General features: G+C 75.9%; 12 protein-coding genes. 10 read left to right on the top strand and 2 right to left on the bottom strand.

What is annotated here, in order from left to right; genetic code table 11:
* The first annotated feature begins 11 nt into the window (after positions 1 to 11).
* The 7 genes from O7599_RS16790 (at position 12) to O7599_RS16760 (ending at position 10,521) form a co-directional block, all read left to right on the top strand.
* Positions 12 to 1,634, top strand: coding sequence for a nitroreductase family protein (locus O7599_RS16790; protein ID WP_281622964.1), 1,623 nt, complete (start codon positions 12 to 14; stop codon positions 1,632 to 1,634).
* A gap of 9 nt (positions 1,635 to 1,643) precedes the next feature.
* Positions 1,644 to 4,523 (top strand): lantibiotic dehydratase, encoded by a 2,880-nt coding sequence (locus O7599_RS16785; protein WP_281622963.1) that lies wholly within the window; start codon positions 1,644 to 1,646, stop codon positions 4,521 to 4,523.
* Positions 4,520 to 5,599, top strand: coding sequence for a lantibiotic dehydratase C-terminal domain-containing protein (locus O7599_RS16780; protein ID WP_281622962.1), 1,080 nt, complete (start codon positions 4,520 to 4,522; stop codon positions 5,597 to 5,599). Before O7599_RS16785 ends, O7599_RS16780 begins: the two co-directional genes overlap by 4 nt.
* Entirely contained in the window at positions 5,596 to 6,705 is a 1,110-nt protein-coding gene (locus O7599_RS16775; RefSeq protein ID WP_281622961.1) for a M50 family metallopeptidase, read from the top strand. The genes O7599_RS16780 and O7599_RS16775 overlap by 4 nt, the downstream gene beginning before the upstream one ends.
* A 46-nt stretch (positions 6,706 to 6,751) precedes the next feature.
* Positions 6,752 to 7,672 (top strand): ABC transporter ATP-binding protein, encoded by a 921-nt coding sequence (locus O7599_RS16770; RefSeq protein ID WP_281622960.1) that lies wholly within the window; start codon positions 6,752 to 6,754, stop codon positions 7,670 to 7,672.
* 69 nt (positions 7,673 to 7,741) lie between these two features.
* Positions 7,742 to 8,497 (top strand): ABC transporter permease, encoded by a 756-nt coding sequence (locus O7599_RS16765; protein WP_281622959.1) that lies wholly within the window; start codon positions 7,742 to 7,744, stop codon positions 8,495 to 8,497.
* A complete protein-coding gene (locus O7599_RS16760; protein ID WP_281622958.1) occupies positions 8,494 to 10,521 on the top strand; it encodes a TOMM precursor leader peptide-binding protein in 2,028 nt (675 codons plus the stop codon). The genes O7599_RS16765 and O7599_RS16760 overlap by 4 nt, the downstream gene beginning before the upstream one ends.
* 94 nt (positions 10,522 to 10,615) lie before the next feature.
* Here O7599_RS16760 and O7599_RS16755 read toward each other — a convergent pair whose 3' ends face one another.
* Positions 10,616 to 10,789, bottom strand: coding sequence for a thiazolylpeptide-type bacteriocin (locus O7599_RS16755; RefSeq protein WP_018840305.1), 174 nt, complete (start codon positions 10,787 to 10,789; stop codon positions 10,616 to 10,618).
* Between the two features lie 210 nt (positions 10,790 to 10,999).
* On the opposite strand from O7599_RS16755, the gene O7599_RS16750 reads away from it, so the two are divergent.
* Complete coding sequence (locus tag O7599_RS16750) at positions 11,000 to 12,337, top strand: amidohydrolase (RefSeq protein WP_281622957.1); 1,338 nt, start codon at positions 11,000 to 11,002, stop codon at positions 12,335 to 12,337.
* Entirely contained in the window at positions 12,334 to 12,570 is a 237-nt protein-coding gene (locus tag O7599_RS16745) for a hypothetical protein (RefSeq protein WP_281622956.1), read from the top strand. Before O7599_RS16750 ends, O7599_RS16745 begins: the two co-directional genes overlap by 4 nt.
* Before the next feature lie 5 nt (positions 12,571 to 12,575).
* Here the strand turns inward: O7599_RS16745 and O7599_RS16740 are convergent, their stop codons facing one another.
* Entirely contained in the window at positions 12,576 to 13,598 is a 1,023-nt protein-coding gene (locus O7599_RS16740; protein WP_281622955.1) for a hypothetical protein, read from the bottom strand.
* A gap of 479 nt (positions 13,599 to 14,077) precedes the next feature.
* Between O7599_RS16740 and O7599_RS16735 the strand changes: the two genes are divergently transcribed.
* Positions 14,078 to 16,762 (top strand): glycoside hydrolase family 2 TIM barrel-domain containing protein, encoded by a 2,685-nt coding sequence (locus O7599_RS16735; protein ID WP_281622954.1) that lies wholly within the window; start codon positions 14,078 to 14,080, stop codon positions 16,760 to 16,762.
* Positions 16,763 to 16,821 lie beyond the last annotated feature (59 nt).

Genomic DNA, 16,821 nt, shown 5'->3' with positions numbered 1-16,821 from the left:
AGGAGCAGACGATGGGATACGCCCACGGATACGCGACCGCGATCATGCATCGCGGCCGGGTGCCCATGGAGCCGGTGGACTTCGTGCCCGACTGGGCGGACGGTCCCCGCAAGACCAAGCACTACCCCGGCACGGACCGGCTGCCGCTGCCCGCCGGCCCCGCGTATCCCGCGGACGCCACCGTCGAACGCGGGCTGCTCGCCCCGGCGGGCGGCGCGGGCGGCGCGGCCGGCGGCGGGCCCGCGTTCGACCTCGGGCTGCTCGGCGGGCTGCTGCGGGACTCGTACGGGCTGGTGGGCCGGCGCCTCGGGGTGCAGGCCAACACGGACCTCGGCGCCCTGCCGTTCTACCCGCTCGCCAACTGGTCCCGCGGCACCGCCTCCGGCGGCGGCCTCTACCCCGTCTCCGTCTACTGGATCAGCGGGCCCTCGGCCCCCGTACCGCCCGGCGTGCACTACTACTCCGCCCGCCACCACGCGCTGCGCCGGCTGCTGACCGGCGACGTCACGCAGACGGTGCGGGACGCGCTGGGGGAGGGGGCGCCGGGCCCCGGGGCGGACCAGTTCCTGGTGCTGGGCGTGAAGTACTGGCAGAACTCCTTCAAGTACAACAGCTTCTCCTTCCACGCGGTGAGCATGGACGTGGGGGCGCTGCTGGGCACGTGGCGGACGTGGGCGGGGGCGCGCGGAACGGCGCTGGAGCCGGCGCTGTGGTTCGACGAGGAGCGGCTGGCGCGGCTGCTGGGGGTCGCGGGCGAGGAGGAGGGGATCTTCGCGGTCGTGCCGCTGCCCTGGGACGGCGCCCCCGCGGCGCCCGCCGCCCCCGCGCCGCCGCCCGAGGTCTCCGTACGCCACCGCGACGTCGAACGCTCCCGCACCGTCCGCGCCTTCGACGCCCTCACCGCCATGCACCGCGCCACCGCCGCCGACGCCGCCGCCCGCCCCGCCCCCGGCGCGCTCGCCGGCGCCGCCGCCCACGGGCCCGACCCGCGGCGGCCGGCGACGGCGCTGCCGGAGCCGGCGCCGCTGGCCCGGGACGTACGGTCGGCGCTGCGGGCGCGGCGCAGCAGCTTCGGGCGGTTCGCGGCCGAACGGCCGCTGGACGGCGCCCATCTGACGGCCTGCCTGGCCGCCGCCGCGGGCGGCTCGCGGCTCGGCGGCGACGCGGCCGCGGCCGGCGCGGATGGTCTCGTCAAGCTGTACGCGCTGGTCAACCACGTGACCGGGGTGGCGCCCGGCACGTACGAGTACGTGCCCGGCGGCGAGTCCGGCGTCCTGCGCCGGGTCTCGGGAGAGCCGCCGGGCGCTTTCCTCCAGGAGAACTACTTCCTCGCCAACTACAACCTGGAGCAGGCCGGCGCCGTCCTCGTGCCCACGGTCCGCACGCACAGCGTCCTGGACGCCGTCGGCGACCGCGGCTACCGCCTGGTCAACGCGCTGATCGGCGGCGTCGCCCAGGCCACGTACACCGCGGCGGCGGCGCTCGACGTCGGCTGCGGGGTGGCGCTGGGCTTCGACAACATCGCGTACCGCGAGCGGTTCGCGCTCCAGGAGACGGACGAGATGCCGCTGCTGATCATGATGCTGGGCCACGAGCGGCGCGGCGCGTCCGACTTCCGCTTCGAGATCGCCTGAGGGGGCGTGATGCCGACACAGACGACGCCGCCGGCGCGGGCCGACGCGGCCGTACGCGACCCGGGCGCCCGGCGGGACGCCGCGCTGCCCGCGGGCGGCCCCGGCCTCGGCCCGCGGTTCCTCACCCGGATCGCCGGGCTGCCCGCGGAGGCCGTACGGGCCCTGCGTACGCCCGCCGTACGGGACTGGGCCGACGGCGTGCTCGCCGCCGAGGCCCGGCTCGCGACGACCGGCGGGCCGCTCGGCGACCGGCTGTACGACCTCGTCGCCGGGCGCGACGACGAGCGCGTGCGGCGCGACCTGCTGCGGCTGCGCCGGGAGGTGTTCAACGGGCGGCGCCCCGCCGACGCCGACGCCGCCGTCGCGCTCGTCACCGGGCTCGCGCCGCAGGTCGCCGAGCCGCTGCGCGGCTGGCTGGAGCTGCGGGCCCGGCTGGACGACGACCTGGCGGCCGGCGAGGCGCTGCTGACCGGCGAACTCCTGCGCACCCGCGGGGCGCTGCGCGCCGTCCTGGACGAGGACCGGCTGCGCGGCGGCGTGCTGCTCGCCTCCCCCGTCCTCGACGCGCAGCTCGACGCCTTCGCCGCCTCCGACCCGGCGCGCGCGGACAAGCGGACGCGGAAGGTGGAGCGTTCGCTGCTCGCCTACCTCTACCGCACGGCGTGCAAGACGAGCCCGTTCGCCGCCTTCACGTCCGTCGCCCTGGGCCGCTTCACGGACACCGCGGAGCCCGCCGGGGACCGGGCCGCGGACGCCGGGACCGCCTCGGCACTCCTCCGCCTCACCGGCCCGTACGCGCCCCGCAGCCACCCCCGCCTCAACGTCCTCGCCGTCGGCCGGCTCGCCGACGCCGTGCTCGCCGACCCCCGCCGCCGCGCCGACCTGCCCGTGGCGCCCGCGCCCGGCTGGGGCCGCGACGAGGACCGCGTGCGCTACGTGCGCCGGTGGGTGACCGCCGGGGACGACGACACCGCCGTCACCTTCGACACCGTCAAGGACCGGCTCTTCTTCCTGCGCCGCAGCGGCGTGCTGGAGCGCATGCTCGGGCTGCTGGAGAAGCGGGAGACCGTCCGCTACGGGGAGTTGGCCGACTGGCTCGGCAACGGTCTGGACGCCGACCGCGAGGCCGTCGACACGTACCTGGCCGCCCTCCTCGACGTCGGCATGGTCCGCGTGCCCTGCCTCGACCTCCGCGCCCACGACACCGACCCCCTGGGCGCCTTCCAGCGGGCGCTGCGCGCCCTCGACCGGCCCTGGGCCGGCGACCTGGCCGCCGCTCTGGAAGGACCGGCGGAGCTGCTGGCCCGGTACCCCGCCGCGGCGCCCGCCGAACGGCGCGAGCTGCTGGGCGAGTTGCGGCGGCGGCTGGCGGACGTGCAGCGGGAGCTGGGCGTGGCGCAGCCCCGGGTGCCGCGCACGGTGCTGTACGAGGACACGACGGCGCCGGAGGTGACGGCCCCCGCGGGCGGGCCGGCCCCCGGCGGCGGCCAGGCGGCCGGCGGCGGGCAGGCCGGTGCCGGCACGCCCGCCGGGCTGGTGGCGGCCCTCGCGGGACCGCTGGCCGCCGTCGAGCGGGTGCTGCCCGCGTTCGACCTCACCCTGCCGCAGCGGCTGACGCTGCGCGGCTTCTTCCTCGCCCGCTACGGCACCGGCGGGCGCTGCACCGACCTGCTGAAGCTGATCCACGACTTCCACGAGGACTTCTTCGACCAGTATCTGTCCTTCACCTCGCGCCGGACTCCCTTCGACGCGGCGGGGGAGTACGTACCGGAGGAGAACTGGCTCGGCCTGCCGCAGCTCCGGGCGCTCGACGCCGCGCGCCGCGCGTTCCACGCCGGGGTACGGGCCCGGTGGGCGGACCACCCGCACGGCGACCCCGAACTCGTCCTCGGCACCGGCCTCTTCGACGCCGTCGCCGCCGAACTGGCCGCGCTCCCCGCCGAGCCGGCATTGCACAGCCACCACGTCCAGCTCGCCGGCCCCGAGCCGCTGGTGGTGCTCAACCGCTCGTACGGCGGGCTGCACTTCCCGTTCAGCCGCTTCACCCACTGCTTCGACGGCACCCCCGGCACCCCGGGCGGCCTCTCCGCGGAACTCCGCACCCGGGCCCGGGAACTCCAGCCCCCCGGCGCCGTCTTCGCCGAGGTCACCGGCGGCCCGGTGACGAGCAACCTCAACCTGCACGGCCGCCTCACCGACTACGAGATCGTCTGCCCCGGCGAGACCAGCTCCGTACCGGAGCGGTACCGCATCGCCCTGGACGACCTCAGCCTGGCGCACGACCCCGCGACCGACCGGCTGGTGCTGCGCTCGGCGCGGCTGGGCCGCGAGGTGGTGCCCGTCTACCTCGGCTACCTCGTACCGCTGGCGCTCCCCGAGATCCCGCGCACCCTGCTCCTGCTCTCGCCGACCTCGATGTCCCCGGTCGACGTCTGGGCCGGGGTCCCCGAGGGCGAGCCGGACGACGGCGTCACGCACCGCCCGCGCGTACGCCACGGCCGTCTCGTCCTCGCCCGCCGCTCCTGGCGCGCCCCCGCGACCGCGCTCCCGCCGCGCGCCGCCGGCACCGGGGACGCCGGGTGGGTGCTGGCCTGGCACCGCTGGCGCCGCCGGCACGGGCTGCCCGCCCGGGTGTACGCCATGGTCAGGGACGACGCGGCGCGCGGCGCGACCGGCGCGAAGCCGCAGTACGTCGACTTCGACAGCCCGCTGTCGCTGCTGGCCTTCGAGGGCCTGCTGCGCAGCGACGCGGCGCGCGTGACCTTCCGCGAGGCGCTGCCCGACGAGGACGGCCCGTACCTGACGACAGAACACGGCGGCCACGTGGTGGAGCTGGCCGTGGAGACGGCCCCCGCGCCGCCCGGCACCGCAGAAGGAGACACCCCGTGACCGACCAGCCCGCGCCCGCCGCCGCGCCCGGCCGGGGCGCGCCCCCCGGCGACTGGCAGGCCCTCCACGTCTACTACGCCGCCAACCCCGTCCCCCTCCTCCTCCAGTGCGTCAGCCCGCTCGTCCGCGAGCTGCACGACGACGGCCTCCTCGACGGCTGGTTCTTCCTCAACTACTGGCTCGAAGGACCCCACGTCCGCCTCCGCCTGCGCCCCTCCGCACCCGGGCGCGAGGCGGAGGTGCGGGCCCGCGCCGAGCGCGCCGTCGACGCCTTCCTCGCCGAGCGCCCCGCGCTCTACCAGGTCGACTCCGGCTTCCTCAACGAGTTCTACAACCAGCTCTTCGACATCGAGTTCCGCCCCGAGGACCGCGCCGGCTACACCGACGCCGAGGGCCGCATGAACCTGCGGCCCAACAACTCACGCGCCTGGCTGCCGTACGAGCCCGAGTACGGCAAGTACGGCGGCCCGGCCGGCGTCGCGCTCGCCGAGTGGCACTTCGCCCGCTCCAGCGAGCTGGTGTGCGACGCGCTGCGCGGCAAGAACCTGCACCTGCGCACCGTGCTGCTCGGCACCTCGGCGCAGCTCATGCTGATCATGTCCACCGCGTTCCTGCCCGAGGACGACCGGCTCGCGGACTTCCTCGACCGCTACTACGCCTTCTGGCACCGCGCGTTCCCCGACACCGGCTTCATCGGCAGCGCCGCGTACGAGCGCAAGGCGGACGAGGTGACGCCCGGGCTGCTCACCTGGCACGGCCGCATCCGCGCCGCCGCGGCGGGCGAGGGCGCGCTGCCCGCGCTGCTGGGCCGCTGGGCCGAGCACTGCCGCGAGCTGCGCGGCAGGGTGGTGGAGCTGGCCGAGCGGGGCGAGCTGGTCTTCCGGTCCTGGGACGGCACGCGGGACGAGCCGGTCGACGACCCGGACGAGGCGCTGGAGCGGCTGCTGTCCCCGTACATGCACATGACCAACAACCGGCTGCACGTGACGATCCAGGACGAGGCGTACCTCTCCCACGTCCTGGCCCGGGCGCTGCACGCGCGGGCCGCGGCGCCGGCGACCGGGAGCGCGCGGTGAGCGGCACCCGGGAGTCGCTCGCCGCCCACCAGCCCCGGCTGCGCCCCGAGGTGCTGGTCAGCGACGCGCTGCTGCACGGGCCGCGGACCGTGCACCTGGTCAAGGACACCGCCACCGGGCAGTCCTTCGAGGTGGGGCCGCGCGAGCGGTTCCTGATGGTACGGATGGACGGCTCCCGTACGGTCGCGGAGCTGGGCGGCGCGTACGCGGCGGCCTTCGGCAAGCGGCTCGGCGACGCCCACTGGAGCCGGCTCTTCCAGCTCCTCGGCGGTCGCGGCCTCCTCGACGGCACCCCGCGCCCCGAGCGCCCGGCCGAGCCCGAACGGCCGCCGCCGCGCGGCCCGCTCGCGGGCAGCGTGCGGCTCGTCGCCGACGCCCACGCCACCGCCGGCCGCCTCCACCGCGCCACCGGGTTCCTCCTCGGCCCCGTCTGGGGCACGGCGCTGCTGGCGGCGCTCGGCGCGATGCTCCTGGTGCTCGCCCTGCACCCGGGCGAACTGGTCGACGGCGCCGCCGCCGTGTTCACGAACCCCGTGCTGCTCGTGGCCGTCGCCACCGCGCTGTGGCTGTCCACCGCGCTGCACGAGCTGGCGCACGGGGTCGCCGCGCGGCACTACGGCGGTGTGGTGGGGGAGATCGGGCTGCGCTGGCGGCTGCCCGTGGTGATCATGTACTGCACGGTCGACGACTACATGTACCTCGCCGGCCGCCGCGCCCGCATCGTCGTCGCGGGCGCCGGGGCCGTGGCCAACCTGCTGTTCCTGCTGCCGTTCTGCTGCTGGTGGCTGCTCGCCCCCGAAGGACCGACCCGCGACGGCCTCGCCGGGCTGCTGTTCCTCGGCGTGCTCCAGGCCGCGGCGATGCTGGTGCCGCTCCCGCCGCTCGACGGCTACACCATCGCCGGCCAACTCCTCGGCGGCCTGCGGCTCGCCGAGTCCAGCCGCACGTACCTCTCCCTGGCGCTGCGCCGCTCCCCGGACGCCGCCGCGTACCCGCGCCGCGCCCGCGCCGTCTACCTCGGCTACGCGGCCGGGACGGTGCTGACCGTCGGGGCGCTGGCCGTGGTGCTGGTGCTGCTGGTGCGCGCCGTGGTGCTGGCGGCGTAGCGCGATGACCCCCGAACTCCGCGCAGAACCTCCGAAGGAGAGCCCCGTGACCGACACCGACCACCCCGCCGGGCAGCCCCCGGCCGTCCGCCTGGAGGCGGTGCGCAAGAGCTACGGCGACGTGCGGGCGGTGGACGAGGTGTCGTTCACGGTCCGCCGCGGCGAGTTCTTCGGCCTCCTCGGCCCCAACGGCGCCGGCAAGACCACGCTCATCGAGATCATGGAGGGCCTGCGGGAGGCCGACGGCGGCGTGGTCGAGGTGCTGGGCCGGCGGCCGTGGCCCCGGGACACCGCGCTGCTGCCGCGGCTGGGCGTGCAGACGCAGGCCGCGGCGTTCTTCGTCCGGCTCACCGCGTACGAGCACCTGAGGACGATGGCCGCGCTGTACCGGACGGAACGCGCCGCCGCCGACCGCACCCTGGCGCTCGTCGGCCTCACCGAGCAGGCGGACGTCCGGGTGGAGAACCTGTCCGGCGGGCAGCGCCAGCGCCTCGCGATCGCCTCCGCGCTCGTCCACGGACCCGAGCTGATCTTCCTGGACGAGCCGACCGCCGCGCTCGACCCGCAGGCCAGGCGCGCCCTGTGGGAGCTGCTCAAGGACCTCAAGCGCGCCGGCCGCACCATCGTCTACACCACCCACCACCTGGACGAGGCCGAGGCGCTGTGCGACCGCGTCGCGATCGTCAACCGCGGCCGGGTCACCGCCCTGGACACCCCGGGCAGGCTGATCGCCCGCGGCGGTACGTCGGTGTGGCTGCTGGTGCCCGCCGAGCGGCTGACCGAGGAGGACGCCCGGGGGCTGCCGGGCGTCACCGAGGTCACCCGCGAGTCCGACGCCCTGGTGCTGCGCACGGAGGACGCCGGGCCGGTGCTGGCCGCGGTGGAGAAGGTCGCCGGGCTGCACGGGGTGCGTACCCGCACCGCCAGCCTGGAGGACGTCTACCTCCAGCTCACCGGCCAGGACTGACCGTTGACCGCCCCCACCGTCCGCCCCCCGCATCCTGCGAAGCCCTCGGAGCCATCGGAGCCACATGCCATGAGTGCCTATTCCGCGCTGGCGGAGGCCGGCTACCGGGCCTACACCCGGGACAAGACCACGCTCTTCTTCACCTTCGCCTTCCCGCTGCTCTTCCTCGTCGTCTTCGGGCTGATCTTCCACGGCCAGGACGTGGAGGAGAGCGGCCGGCCCTACATCGCGTACATCGCGCCCGGGGTGCTGTCCTGGGGCGTGGGCAACGCGGCCGTCTTCGGCGTCGGCTTCGTGCTGATGCAGTGGCGCCGGGACGACATCCTGCGGGTGATCCGGATGACGCCGACGCCGCTGGCCGCCGTGCTGGGCTCGCGGTACGTGCTGGCCGTGGGCATCGGGCTGGTGCAGGCGGTGCTGTTCGTGGCGGTGGCGCTGCTGCCCGCGCTGGGGCTGGAGCTGGCCGGCGGATGGCCGCTGGCGATACCGGTGCTGGTGCTGGGGATCACGGCGTTCCTGGCGCTGGGCGCGATCGTCGGCTCCTTCGCCCGTACGCCGGAGGCGGTGGCGGCGGTCGCCAACTTCCTGATGGTGCCGATGGCGTTCCTGTCCGGCTCGTTCTACCCGCTGGACGCCATGCCGTCGTGGATGCAGGCCATGAGCTGGGTGCTGCCGCTGCGGCACCTCAACGACGGGGTCTCGGCGGCGCTCACCGACGCGGGCGGCGGCGCGGACATCGCGGTGGCGTGCGGCGGTCTGGCGGCGTTCGCGGTGGTGTTCGGGGCCGTGGCGTTCCGGGTCTTCCGCTGGAGCGACCGCACATGACGGCGACGACCGCGGCGCGGACGCCGGCCGTACGGGACGGGGAGCCGGCGCCGTTCGAGGCGGCCCGGGCCTGGCTGGCGGAGGCGCTGCGGCGCCGCTGGGCGGCCGGCGGCGGTTCGGGCGGGCCGGGCGCGGGCGACGGGGAAGGCGCGGTCGGCTTCTGCGCCACCCGCGCTCCAAACCCCCCGCTTCCCCTCGTCGTTCCCCTCGGCGCCGCCGACGTCCTGCACCCCGGCCGCGACCCGTGGCCGGACCAGCGCCCCGGCGCGACCGTGCACCTCAGCTCGCGCGCGGTGCTCGTCGGCCCGTGGGGGGCCGGACGGCATCCGGCCGCAGGCGGACCGCCCGCACCGCGGCCCGCCTGCGGCCGGTGCCTCGCGATGCGGTGGCAGCGGCTGCGTACCCGCTCGGAACGGGAGGCGCTGGAGGGCGGGTTCGCGCCCGAGGGCGGCTCCGCCTGGCCGGTGCTGACCGACCACGTCGCCGACGCCGTGTGGGCCGTGTGCCGCGCGGTCGCCGGCCGGCGCTCGCCCGACGGGCAGGCCCGCGTCACCCGCGTCGACCTCGGCACCCTGGCGCTGGCCACCTTCCCGCTGCTCCCCGAGCCGCTCTGCCCCGCCTGCGTGACCCCCGGAGACGACGCCCCCGAGCACGGCCGGATGCACCTCGCCCCCGCCCCGAAGCCGGCCCCCGACGTCTACCGCGTCAGCCCGCTCGACGCGCTCGACCTTCCCGAGGCGGCGCTCACCAACCCCGTCTGCGGCGTGCTCGGCTCCACCACCCACCTCAACCCCGCCTCCACCACCACCGCGCCGATCTCCGGCAGCGCCTTCGTCCGCGGCTACGCCGGCCTCAACGACGTCACGTTCTCCGGCCAGGCCGACGCGTACGCCACCAGCCGCACCCTCGCGTACCTGGAGGGCCTGGAGCGCTACGCCGGCACCCACGCCCGCCGCGGCCTGCGCCCCGTGACCGCCTCGCTCGACGAACTCGCCGCCGCATGGGGCGAGGACGGCGTCGTCGACCCGCGGGACACCGGCGTGTACGCCCCCGAGACGTACCGCGCCGACCCGCTGGTGGACCCGTTCGACCCGGCCCGCCCCATCCCCTGGATCTGGGGCCACCGCCTGCGCGACGACCGGCCGGTGCTCGTCCCCGCGCGGCTGGTGCACTACGGCGCCGGGCTGCCGTCCGACAACTTCGTCTTCGAGTGCTCCAACGGCTGCGCCACCGGCGGCTCGCTCGCGGAGGCCGCGCTGTACGGGCTGCTGGAGCTCATCGAGCGCGACGCCTTCCTCCTCGCCTGGTACGGACGCGGCCCCGGCCCCCGCGTCGACCCCCGCTCGGCCGGCGACGCGCGGGTGCGCGGCATGCTGGACCGCGCGGCGCTCCTCGGCTACGAGGTACGTGCCTTCGACACCCGCAGCGACCTCGACGTCCCGGTGATCACCGCGGTGGCCGTACGGGAGGACGGCGGCCCCGGGCTGCTGTCCTTCGGCGCCGCCGCGGGCCCGGACCCGGCGGGGGCGCTGACCGGCGCGCTCAGCGAAGTGCTCACGTACATCCCGCACCTGCCGTACCAGGTGGCCGAGCGCCGCGCCGAACTGGAGGCGATGGCGGACGACTTCGGGCTCGTACGGCAACTGAAGGACCACGCCCAGCTCTACGGGCTGCCGCGGATGGCCGCCCACGCCGGGGACTTCCTGACCGGCGACCCGGCGCAGCCCCTGGCCGGCGTCTTCGCCGACTGGGCCCGGACGCGCCCGGCGACGCTCGATCTCCGTGACGACCTGCGGCTGCTCGTCGACGCGCTCGCGGCGCGCGGGCACGACGTGGTGGCCGTCGACCAGACGACGCCCGAGCAGCGGGCGCTGGGCCTGCGCACCGTCGCGACGCTGGCGCCGGGGCTGCTGCCGCTGGACTTCGGCTGGCACCGGCAGCGGGCGCTGCGGATGCCGCGGCTGGCGGCGGCCCGGGCGGCTGGCGGAGCCCGCCCGCGCGCGGTGCCGCACCCGTTCCCGTAGTCAGGTGCGGGGCCGCCGCGCACCGCAGCCCTCGCGGGAGGACCTGGTCCGGTCCCGTGAGGGCTGCCTTGGGCGCGGCGTCACCGACAGAACGTCAGGCGCTGCACGAGGTGGTGCTGGTGGTGCTGGAGCAGGTCGAGGTGGAGGAGCAGGAGGTCGAACCGGCGAGGACGACCTCGGCCTGGTCCGAGTAGTCCGAGATCTCGAAGGTCTCCGACTCCAGCTCCAGGATCTCGTCGGCGAGGGTGGAGAGCGCCTTGTCAGCCATGGGAACTCCTTCTTCCGTGTCCGGAGGTCGGGCCCGTCGCCCGTGGGACCGGCGGGTCCGATGCTTGTCACGGCCATTGAAACGACGTCGGCTGCCACCCCCGCCCGTGTTTCGCTGTCACTTCGCTGACACCCGGCGACAGGGGGCTGAGTCCGTACCGATCACGTCGTCGGGCAGGCTGGAGCCGCCCGGAAGAGGAGCGTGGCGCGCATGGCCGTACCCGCGGACGTCCTTCGGTCCGCCGTCGAGTGCTGTCTCGACGTCCATCTCCACCCCGAGCCGTCCGGCGCCGAGGAGCGCACCGCGGGCGTGCTGGCCGGCGCGCTCGCCGCCGACGGCTACGCCGTCACCCGCGGCGTCGGCGGGCACGGCGTCGTCGGCCTGCTGCGCCGCGGCGCGGGCCCGACCGTGCTGCTGCGCGCCGAACTCGACGCGCTGCCCGTGACGGAGGACAGCGGGCTGCGCTACGCCAGCACCGTGCCCGGCGTCGCCCACGCCTGCGGCCACGACGTGCACCTCGCCGCGCTCGCCGGCGCCGCCCGGCTGCTCGCGCGCGACACGGCGGGCTGGCGCGGCACGGTGGCGGTCGTCGGGCAGCCGGCCGAGGAGACGCTGGAGGGCGCGCTGGCGATGCTGCGCGCCGGGCTCTACGACCTCACCGGACCCCCCGACGCCGTTCTCGCCCAGCACACCGCGCCGCTGCCCGCCGGCACCGTCGCGCACGCGGACGGCGCCCCGCTGCTGGCCGGCACGGTCGCGGTCGACGCGGTGCTGCACGGCACCGGCGGCCACGCCGGGGCGCCGCACCTGACGGTGGACCCGGTGGTGTCGGCGGCGGCGGCCGTGCTGCGGCTCCAGGCGCTGGTCGCCCGCGAACGGGCGCCCGCGGAGCAGGCGGTGCTGACCGTGGGCCGGCTCGCGGCGGGCACGGAGGCGAACGTCATCCCGGACCGCGCGGAACTGGGCATCAGCCTGCGGGCGTTCGACGAGGGCACGCTGGAGCGGCTGCTGGCGGGGGTGCGCCGGGTGCTGGCCGCCGAGGCGGAGGCGGCGGGGGCGCCGCGGGCACCGGAGGTGGCGGTACGGTCCCGCGCGCGGACGCTGCTGCCGGACGTGGGACTGACGGCGGAGCTGCGGGCGGCCCACGTCGCGGCGTTCGGCGGCGCCCGGGTGCTGCGCTGGCAACCGGCCACCGCGGCGGAGGACTTCGCCTGGTACGGCCCCGCCGGCGCGGAGGTGCACGGTGCCCCCGGCGCCCGGCTCGGCTACTGGATGCTGGGCACCGTCTCCGCGTCGGCCCGCCGCGAAGCGGCGCGCACGGGGCTGCCGGTGCCGGGCAACCACTCGCCGCGGTTCGCGCCGGACCTGCGGACGGCGCTGCCGACGGGCATCGAGGCGCTGACGGCGGCGGCGAGACGGGCGCTGGGCGCGCGTCCACCGGATGCCGGCGGCGCGACCGGCCCCGCCGCCGATCCCGGCGCCGATCCCGGCTCCGGCGCCGATTCCAGTCCTGGCCCCGGTCCCGGCCCTGGCGAGGCGGCCCGATGAGCCCGGGCAGGTCGGTCGAGGTGGCCTTCGTCCGCCGGGACTTCGACGCCCCGCCGGCCGAGACGACGGCGGTGCGGCTGCTGTGGCTGCTGCGGGCCCATCTGCCGCACGGCCTGCGGGTGGAGCCGGAGCGGATCAGGCTGCGGCTGACGCCGCCGGAGGCCGGCGCGACGGCGGTGGCGGGAGACGCGCTGACGCACAGCGCGTGCACGGGCTGGTCGGTGGAGAACTGACCCGGTCACACCCAGCCGCGCTCGCGGGCGAGCAGCGCGGCCTGCGCCCGCGTGGAGGCCCCGAGGACCCGCAGCACGTCGGCGATGTGCCTGCGGTACGTACGCACGGAGACCCCCAGGTCCCGGGCCCCGGTCTCGTCCTTGCCCACCGCGCACATCATGCGCAGCACCCGCAGCTCCGCCTCCGACAGCTCCGGCGCCGGCTCCTCGGGCTCGCGCAGCTCGACGGAGACGTCCTCCGCCTGCTCCCAGATCTTCTCGAAGAGCCCGGACAGCGTGCTGACCAGCCCCCGCCCCCGTACCATCAGCGCGCCCTCGTCGGCGTTCTTCGGGTCCTTGGGCATGAGGGCGACCCGGCCGTCGTACACGACGAGCTGGTCCGATATGTCCTCGACCACCCGTACCTCGCCGCCCCGGGCCAGCAGCTCCCGGACGTAGCCGGAGGCCCGCGGATACCGCAGCGAGTCCGCGGGCACCACCAGCCGCCGCCGCACCCCGCGCTTCAGCGCCCGCCACTCCACCCCGCGCCGCCGGTTCACCACCTCGTCGGTGATCATGTGGAAGCCGGGCTCGACGGAGGCGATCTCCTCCCGCGCGAAGAAGACCAGCTCCTCCACCCGGTTCATCAGGTCCGCGCGCTCGTCTATCTCCTCCACCCCGTGCTCCCCGTCGTACGCGCCCGCCGGGCGGCCGTTCGCCGGGGCCGCGGTCTCCGCGCGCAGCGTCGTCAGGACGTGCCGGCTCTGGGTGAGCGTCTGGATCTCCTGGTACATCTCGCGCAGCCGCATCTCGGTGAGCCGCGCCACGACCTGCTCCGGATCGACCGGGACGAAGCTCCCCGCCCGATCCCCGGGTCTGAGCAGCCGCAGCCCGATCAGCCGGGTCATGGCCTGGTCCAATTCGTGCGAGGCGATGCCGAGCTTCACGTGGAGGCCCTCGGAGGGTGAATCGGGGTGCCGGAGGAAATGCCGGTAAAGATGCTCCTCGGCGGGGGAGACCCCGAAAACGCCCATTTCATTGGTGTGCACGGCGAGCCTCCTGCTTCGAGCGGTCTGCCACGAGGGGCCGTCGGTCGTCGGCCCCATGGTTACGCGCCGTCGCCACGGCAGGGTGAACTTCGGCGTAACGACAATTTGTCACGCCGGAGTGCGCTGCGGCCATGCATACCCGGGGCGTTCCGTGGAATGCGAGGGGCGGGCGCGGCGTGAGCGCATGATCTCCGAATTCCCGGGCGAAGCCGGTGAATTCAGCGGATGCCGAATACCGGAACCGGCGCCCCCGGAACGCCGACGCCGGTTCCGTGGCGGTGACAGAGGAGGCGCCCGGGCCGGCCCCCCGCCCCCCCGCCGGTCGCGGCCGGGCGGGTGTCCTGCCGGGTTGATCACCCGGCTCGAACTACTTTCGGACCTCGTCGCGAAAGTGTCGTTGCGCTGTCCTCCCCGCAGAACTACGCTCCGCCCCAAATCTCGTATGCCATTCGGTATTTCGGACATCCTGGGGAGAGTCGATGAGCGGACAGCAATCCTCCGGAGCGGACGGCGTGACCCGCCGCCGGGCGCTGGGCGTCGGCGCCGCGGCGGCGGGCGCGGTGGCGGCGCTCGACCTGTCGGCCCGTACGGCATCCGCCGCCGGGGCCGACGCCGCATCCGTCGCCGCGCCCGGTCACGACCCCGACCGTGACCGGTCCTTCGACGACGGCTGGCGCTTCCACCGCGGCGACGCCGCCGGCGCCGAGGACCCCGCGTACGACGACCGCGCCTGGCGCACCCTCGACCTCCCGCACGACTGGAGCATCGAGGATCTGCCCTACGCCCCGGCCCCCGACGGCGCCGCGACCGCCGACCCGTCGCTGCTCGTGCCCCGCGAGCCGCCGGCCGAGCCCGTACCGCCGCCGGTGATCGGCCCGTTCGACCCCGCGAGTGCCGAGGGCAACGGCTCGACCGGCTACACGGTCGGCGGCGTCGGCTGGTACCGCAAGCACTTCGCCCTTCCCGGTACCGCCGCCCGCCACCACGAGCTGCGCTTCGACGGCGTCTACCAGAACGCCGACGTCTGGCTCGACGGCGAGCACCTGGGCTTCCACCCGTACGGCTACACCTCGTTCGCGTACGACCTCACCCCCCACCTGCGCCGTACGGGCCCCCACGTCCTGGCCGTACGCGTCGACAACTCCGGCCGCAACAGCCGCTGGTACGCGGGCTCGGGGATCTACCGGCACACCTGGCTCACCAGCACCGGCCCCGTGCGCGTACCGCTGTGGGGCGTGCACGTGACCACGCCCGAGGTGGGCGAGCGCCGGTCGCTCGCGCGCGTGGCCGTTTCCGTCGCGAACCTCGGCGAGCACCCCGCGCGGGCGGCGGTACGCGTCACCGTGTTCGACCCGGGCGGCCGGCCGGTCGCGACGGCGCAGGCGCCCGCCCGGGACGTCGCCCCCGGCACCCGGGACGTACCGGACGACGCCGCCGTCCGCCTCGACATCCCCCTCGACCGCCCCGCGCTCTGGTCCCCCGCCTCGCCGAGCCTGTACACCGCCCGTGCCGAGGTCCTCGTACGCGGCCGGGCCGTCGACACCGTCAGCACCCGCTTCGGCATCCGCTCGCTCACCTGGAACGGCGACGTGGGCTTCCTCCTCAACGGCGAGCCAGTCGAGTTCGCGGGCGCCAACGTCCACCACGACCACGGCCCGATGGGCGCCGTCGCGCTCGCCCGTTCCGAGGAGCGCCGGGTGGAGATCCTCCAGGCCGCCGGCTTCAACTCGATCCGCACCGCCCACAACCCGCCCACGCCCGAGCTGCTCGACGTCTGCGACCGGCTCGGCATGCTGGTGATGGACGAGCTCTTCGACGTGTGGGACACCGGCAAGAACCCGGACGACTACTCCCTGCACTTCGCCGACTGGTGGGAGCGGGACCTCACCGGCACCGTCCGCCGCGACCGCAACCACCCCAGCGTCGTCATGTGGTCGCTGGGCAACGAGATCACCGACAACACCGCCGGCCGCCGCGGCGCCGAGCTGGCGCGGGCGCTGCGCGCCCTCGACACCACCCGGCCGCTCACCCTCGGCGGCGGCTCGACGCACTCGGCGGACGACCCGTCCTGGCAGTACCTCGACATCAATGACGTGCACTACAACGCCAACGGCAAGGGCTACGCCCAGATGCACGCCGCGCACCCCGGCAAGGCCCTGACGCACAACGAGACCTTCCCCGCGACCATCCACCAGGACGTCACCTTCGCCGCCGCGCACACCTGGGCCGTCGGCACCTGGATCTGGGCCGCCTGGGACTACCTCGGCGAGGCGGGCATCGGCAAGACCGCGATACCGCCGGTGGGCACGGGGGCGACCATCGGCGACCAGAGCGTCATGCCCGGCTGGTCGATCTCGCGCGAACTGCACCACAACTGGGGCGGCTTCGGCTATCCGTACCCGTACTTCCAGGCCAACTGCGGCGACTTCGACCTCATCGGGCAGCCGAAGCCGCAGCACTCCTGGCGCGCCGCGGTCACCGGGAGCAGCCCGGTGGAGCTGCTGGTCGAGCGGCCCACGCCGGCGGGCACCGAGCAGGTGGCGCTGTGGTGGGGCTACTACGACGAGCTGGCGAGCTGGACCTGGGACGTGGCGCGGGACCGGCCGATGACGGTACGGGTCTACACCCCCGGCGACGCCGTGACGCTGCTGCTGAACGGGGCGGAGGTCGCCTCCCGCGCGGTGACGGCGGCGGACCGGTGCGCGGTGGCGCTGACCGTCCCGTACCGTCCGGGCCGGCTGACCGCCGTCGCCCGGCGGGAGGGCCGGGAGATCGGCCGGACGACGCTCACGACGACGGGCCCGCCGGCGGCGCTGCGGCTCACTCCGGACGTCGAGCGGCTGACCACGGGCCGGGACGACCTGGCGCACGTGCTGGCGGAGGTGGTCGACGCCCGCGGCAGGGTGGTGCCGGACGCGACGGTACGGGTGGAGTTCGCCACCGGCGGCGCAGGCGAACTGGCGGCGGTCGGCAACGGCAACCCGCACAACGTCGACAGCTTCCGCGGGCCGCGCCGGCACACGTGGCACGGCCGGGCGCTGGCGATCCTGCGCCCGGCGAAGCGACCGGGGGTGGCGACGCTCAGGGCGACGGCGGACGGCCTGCGCCCGGCGGAGGTCCGTCTGCGGGTGACCGAGCCGGCGGCGGGGCGCCGTGCCCGCTGACCCGCCCGCTGACCCGCCGGGGGGCCGGATCGTGCGGGGAATTACCGGTCGCGACGGCC

Origin of the sequence: Streptomyces sp. WMMC500 (assembly GCF_027497195.1) — a bacterium.
In the GTDB taxonomy this organism is placed as follows: Bacteria; Actinomycetota; Actinomycetes; order Streptomycetales; family Streptomycetaceae; genus Streptomyces.
The sequence above is the reverse complement of the archived record's forward strand: the minus strand, read 5'-3'. Positions and strand labels throughout refer to the sequence as shown.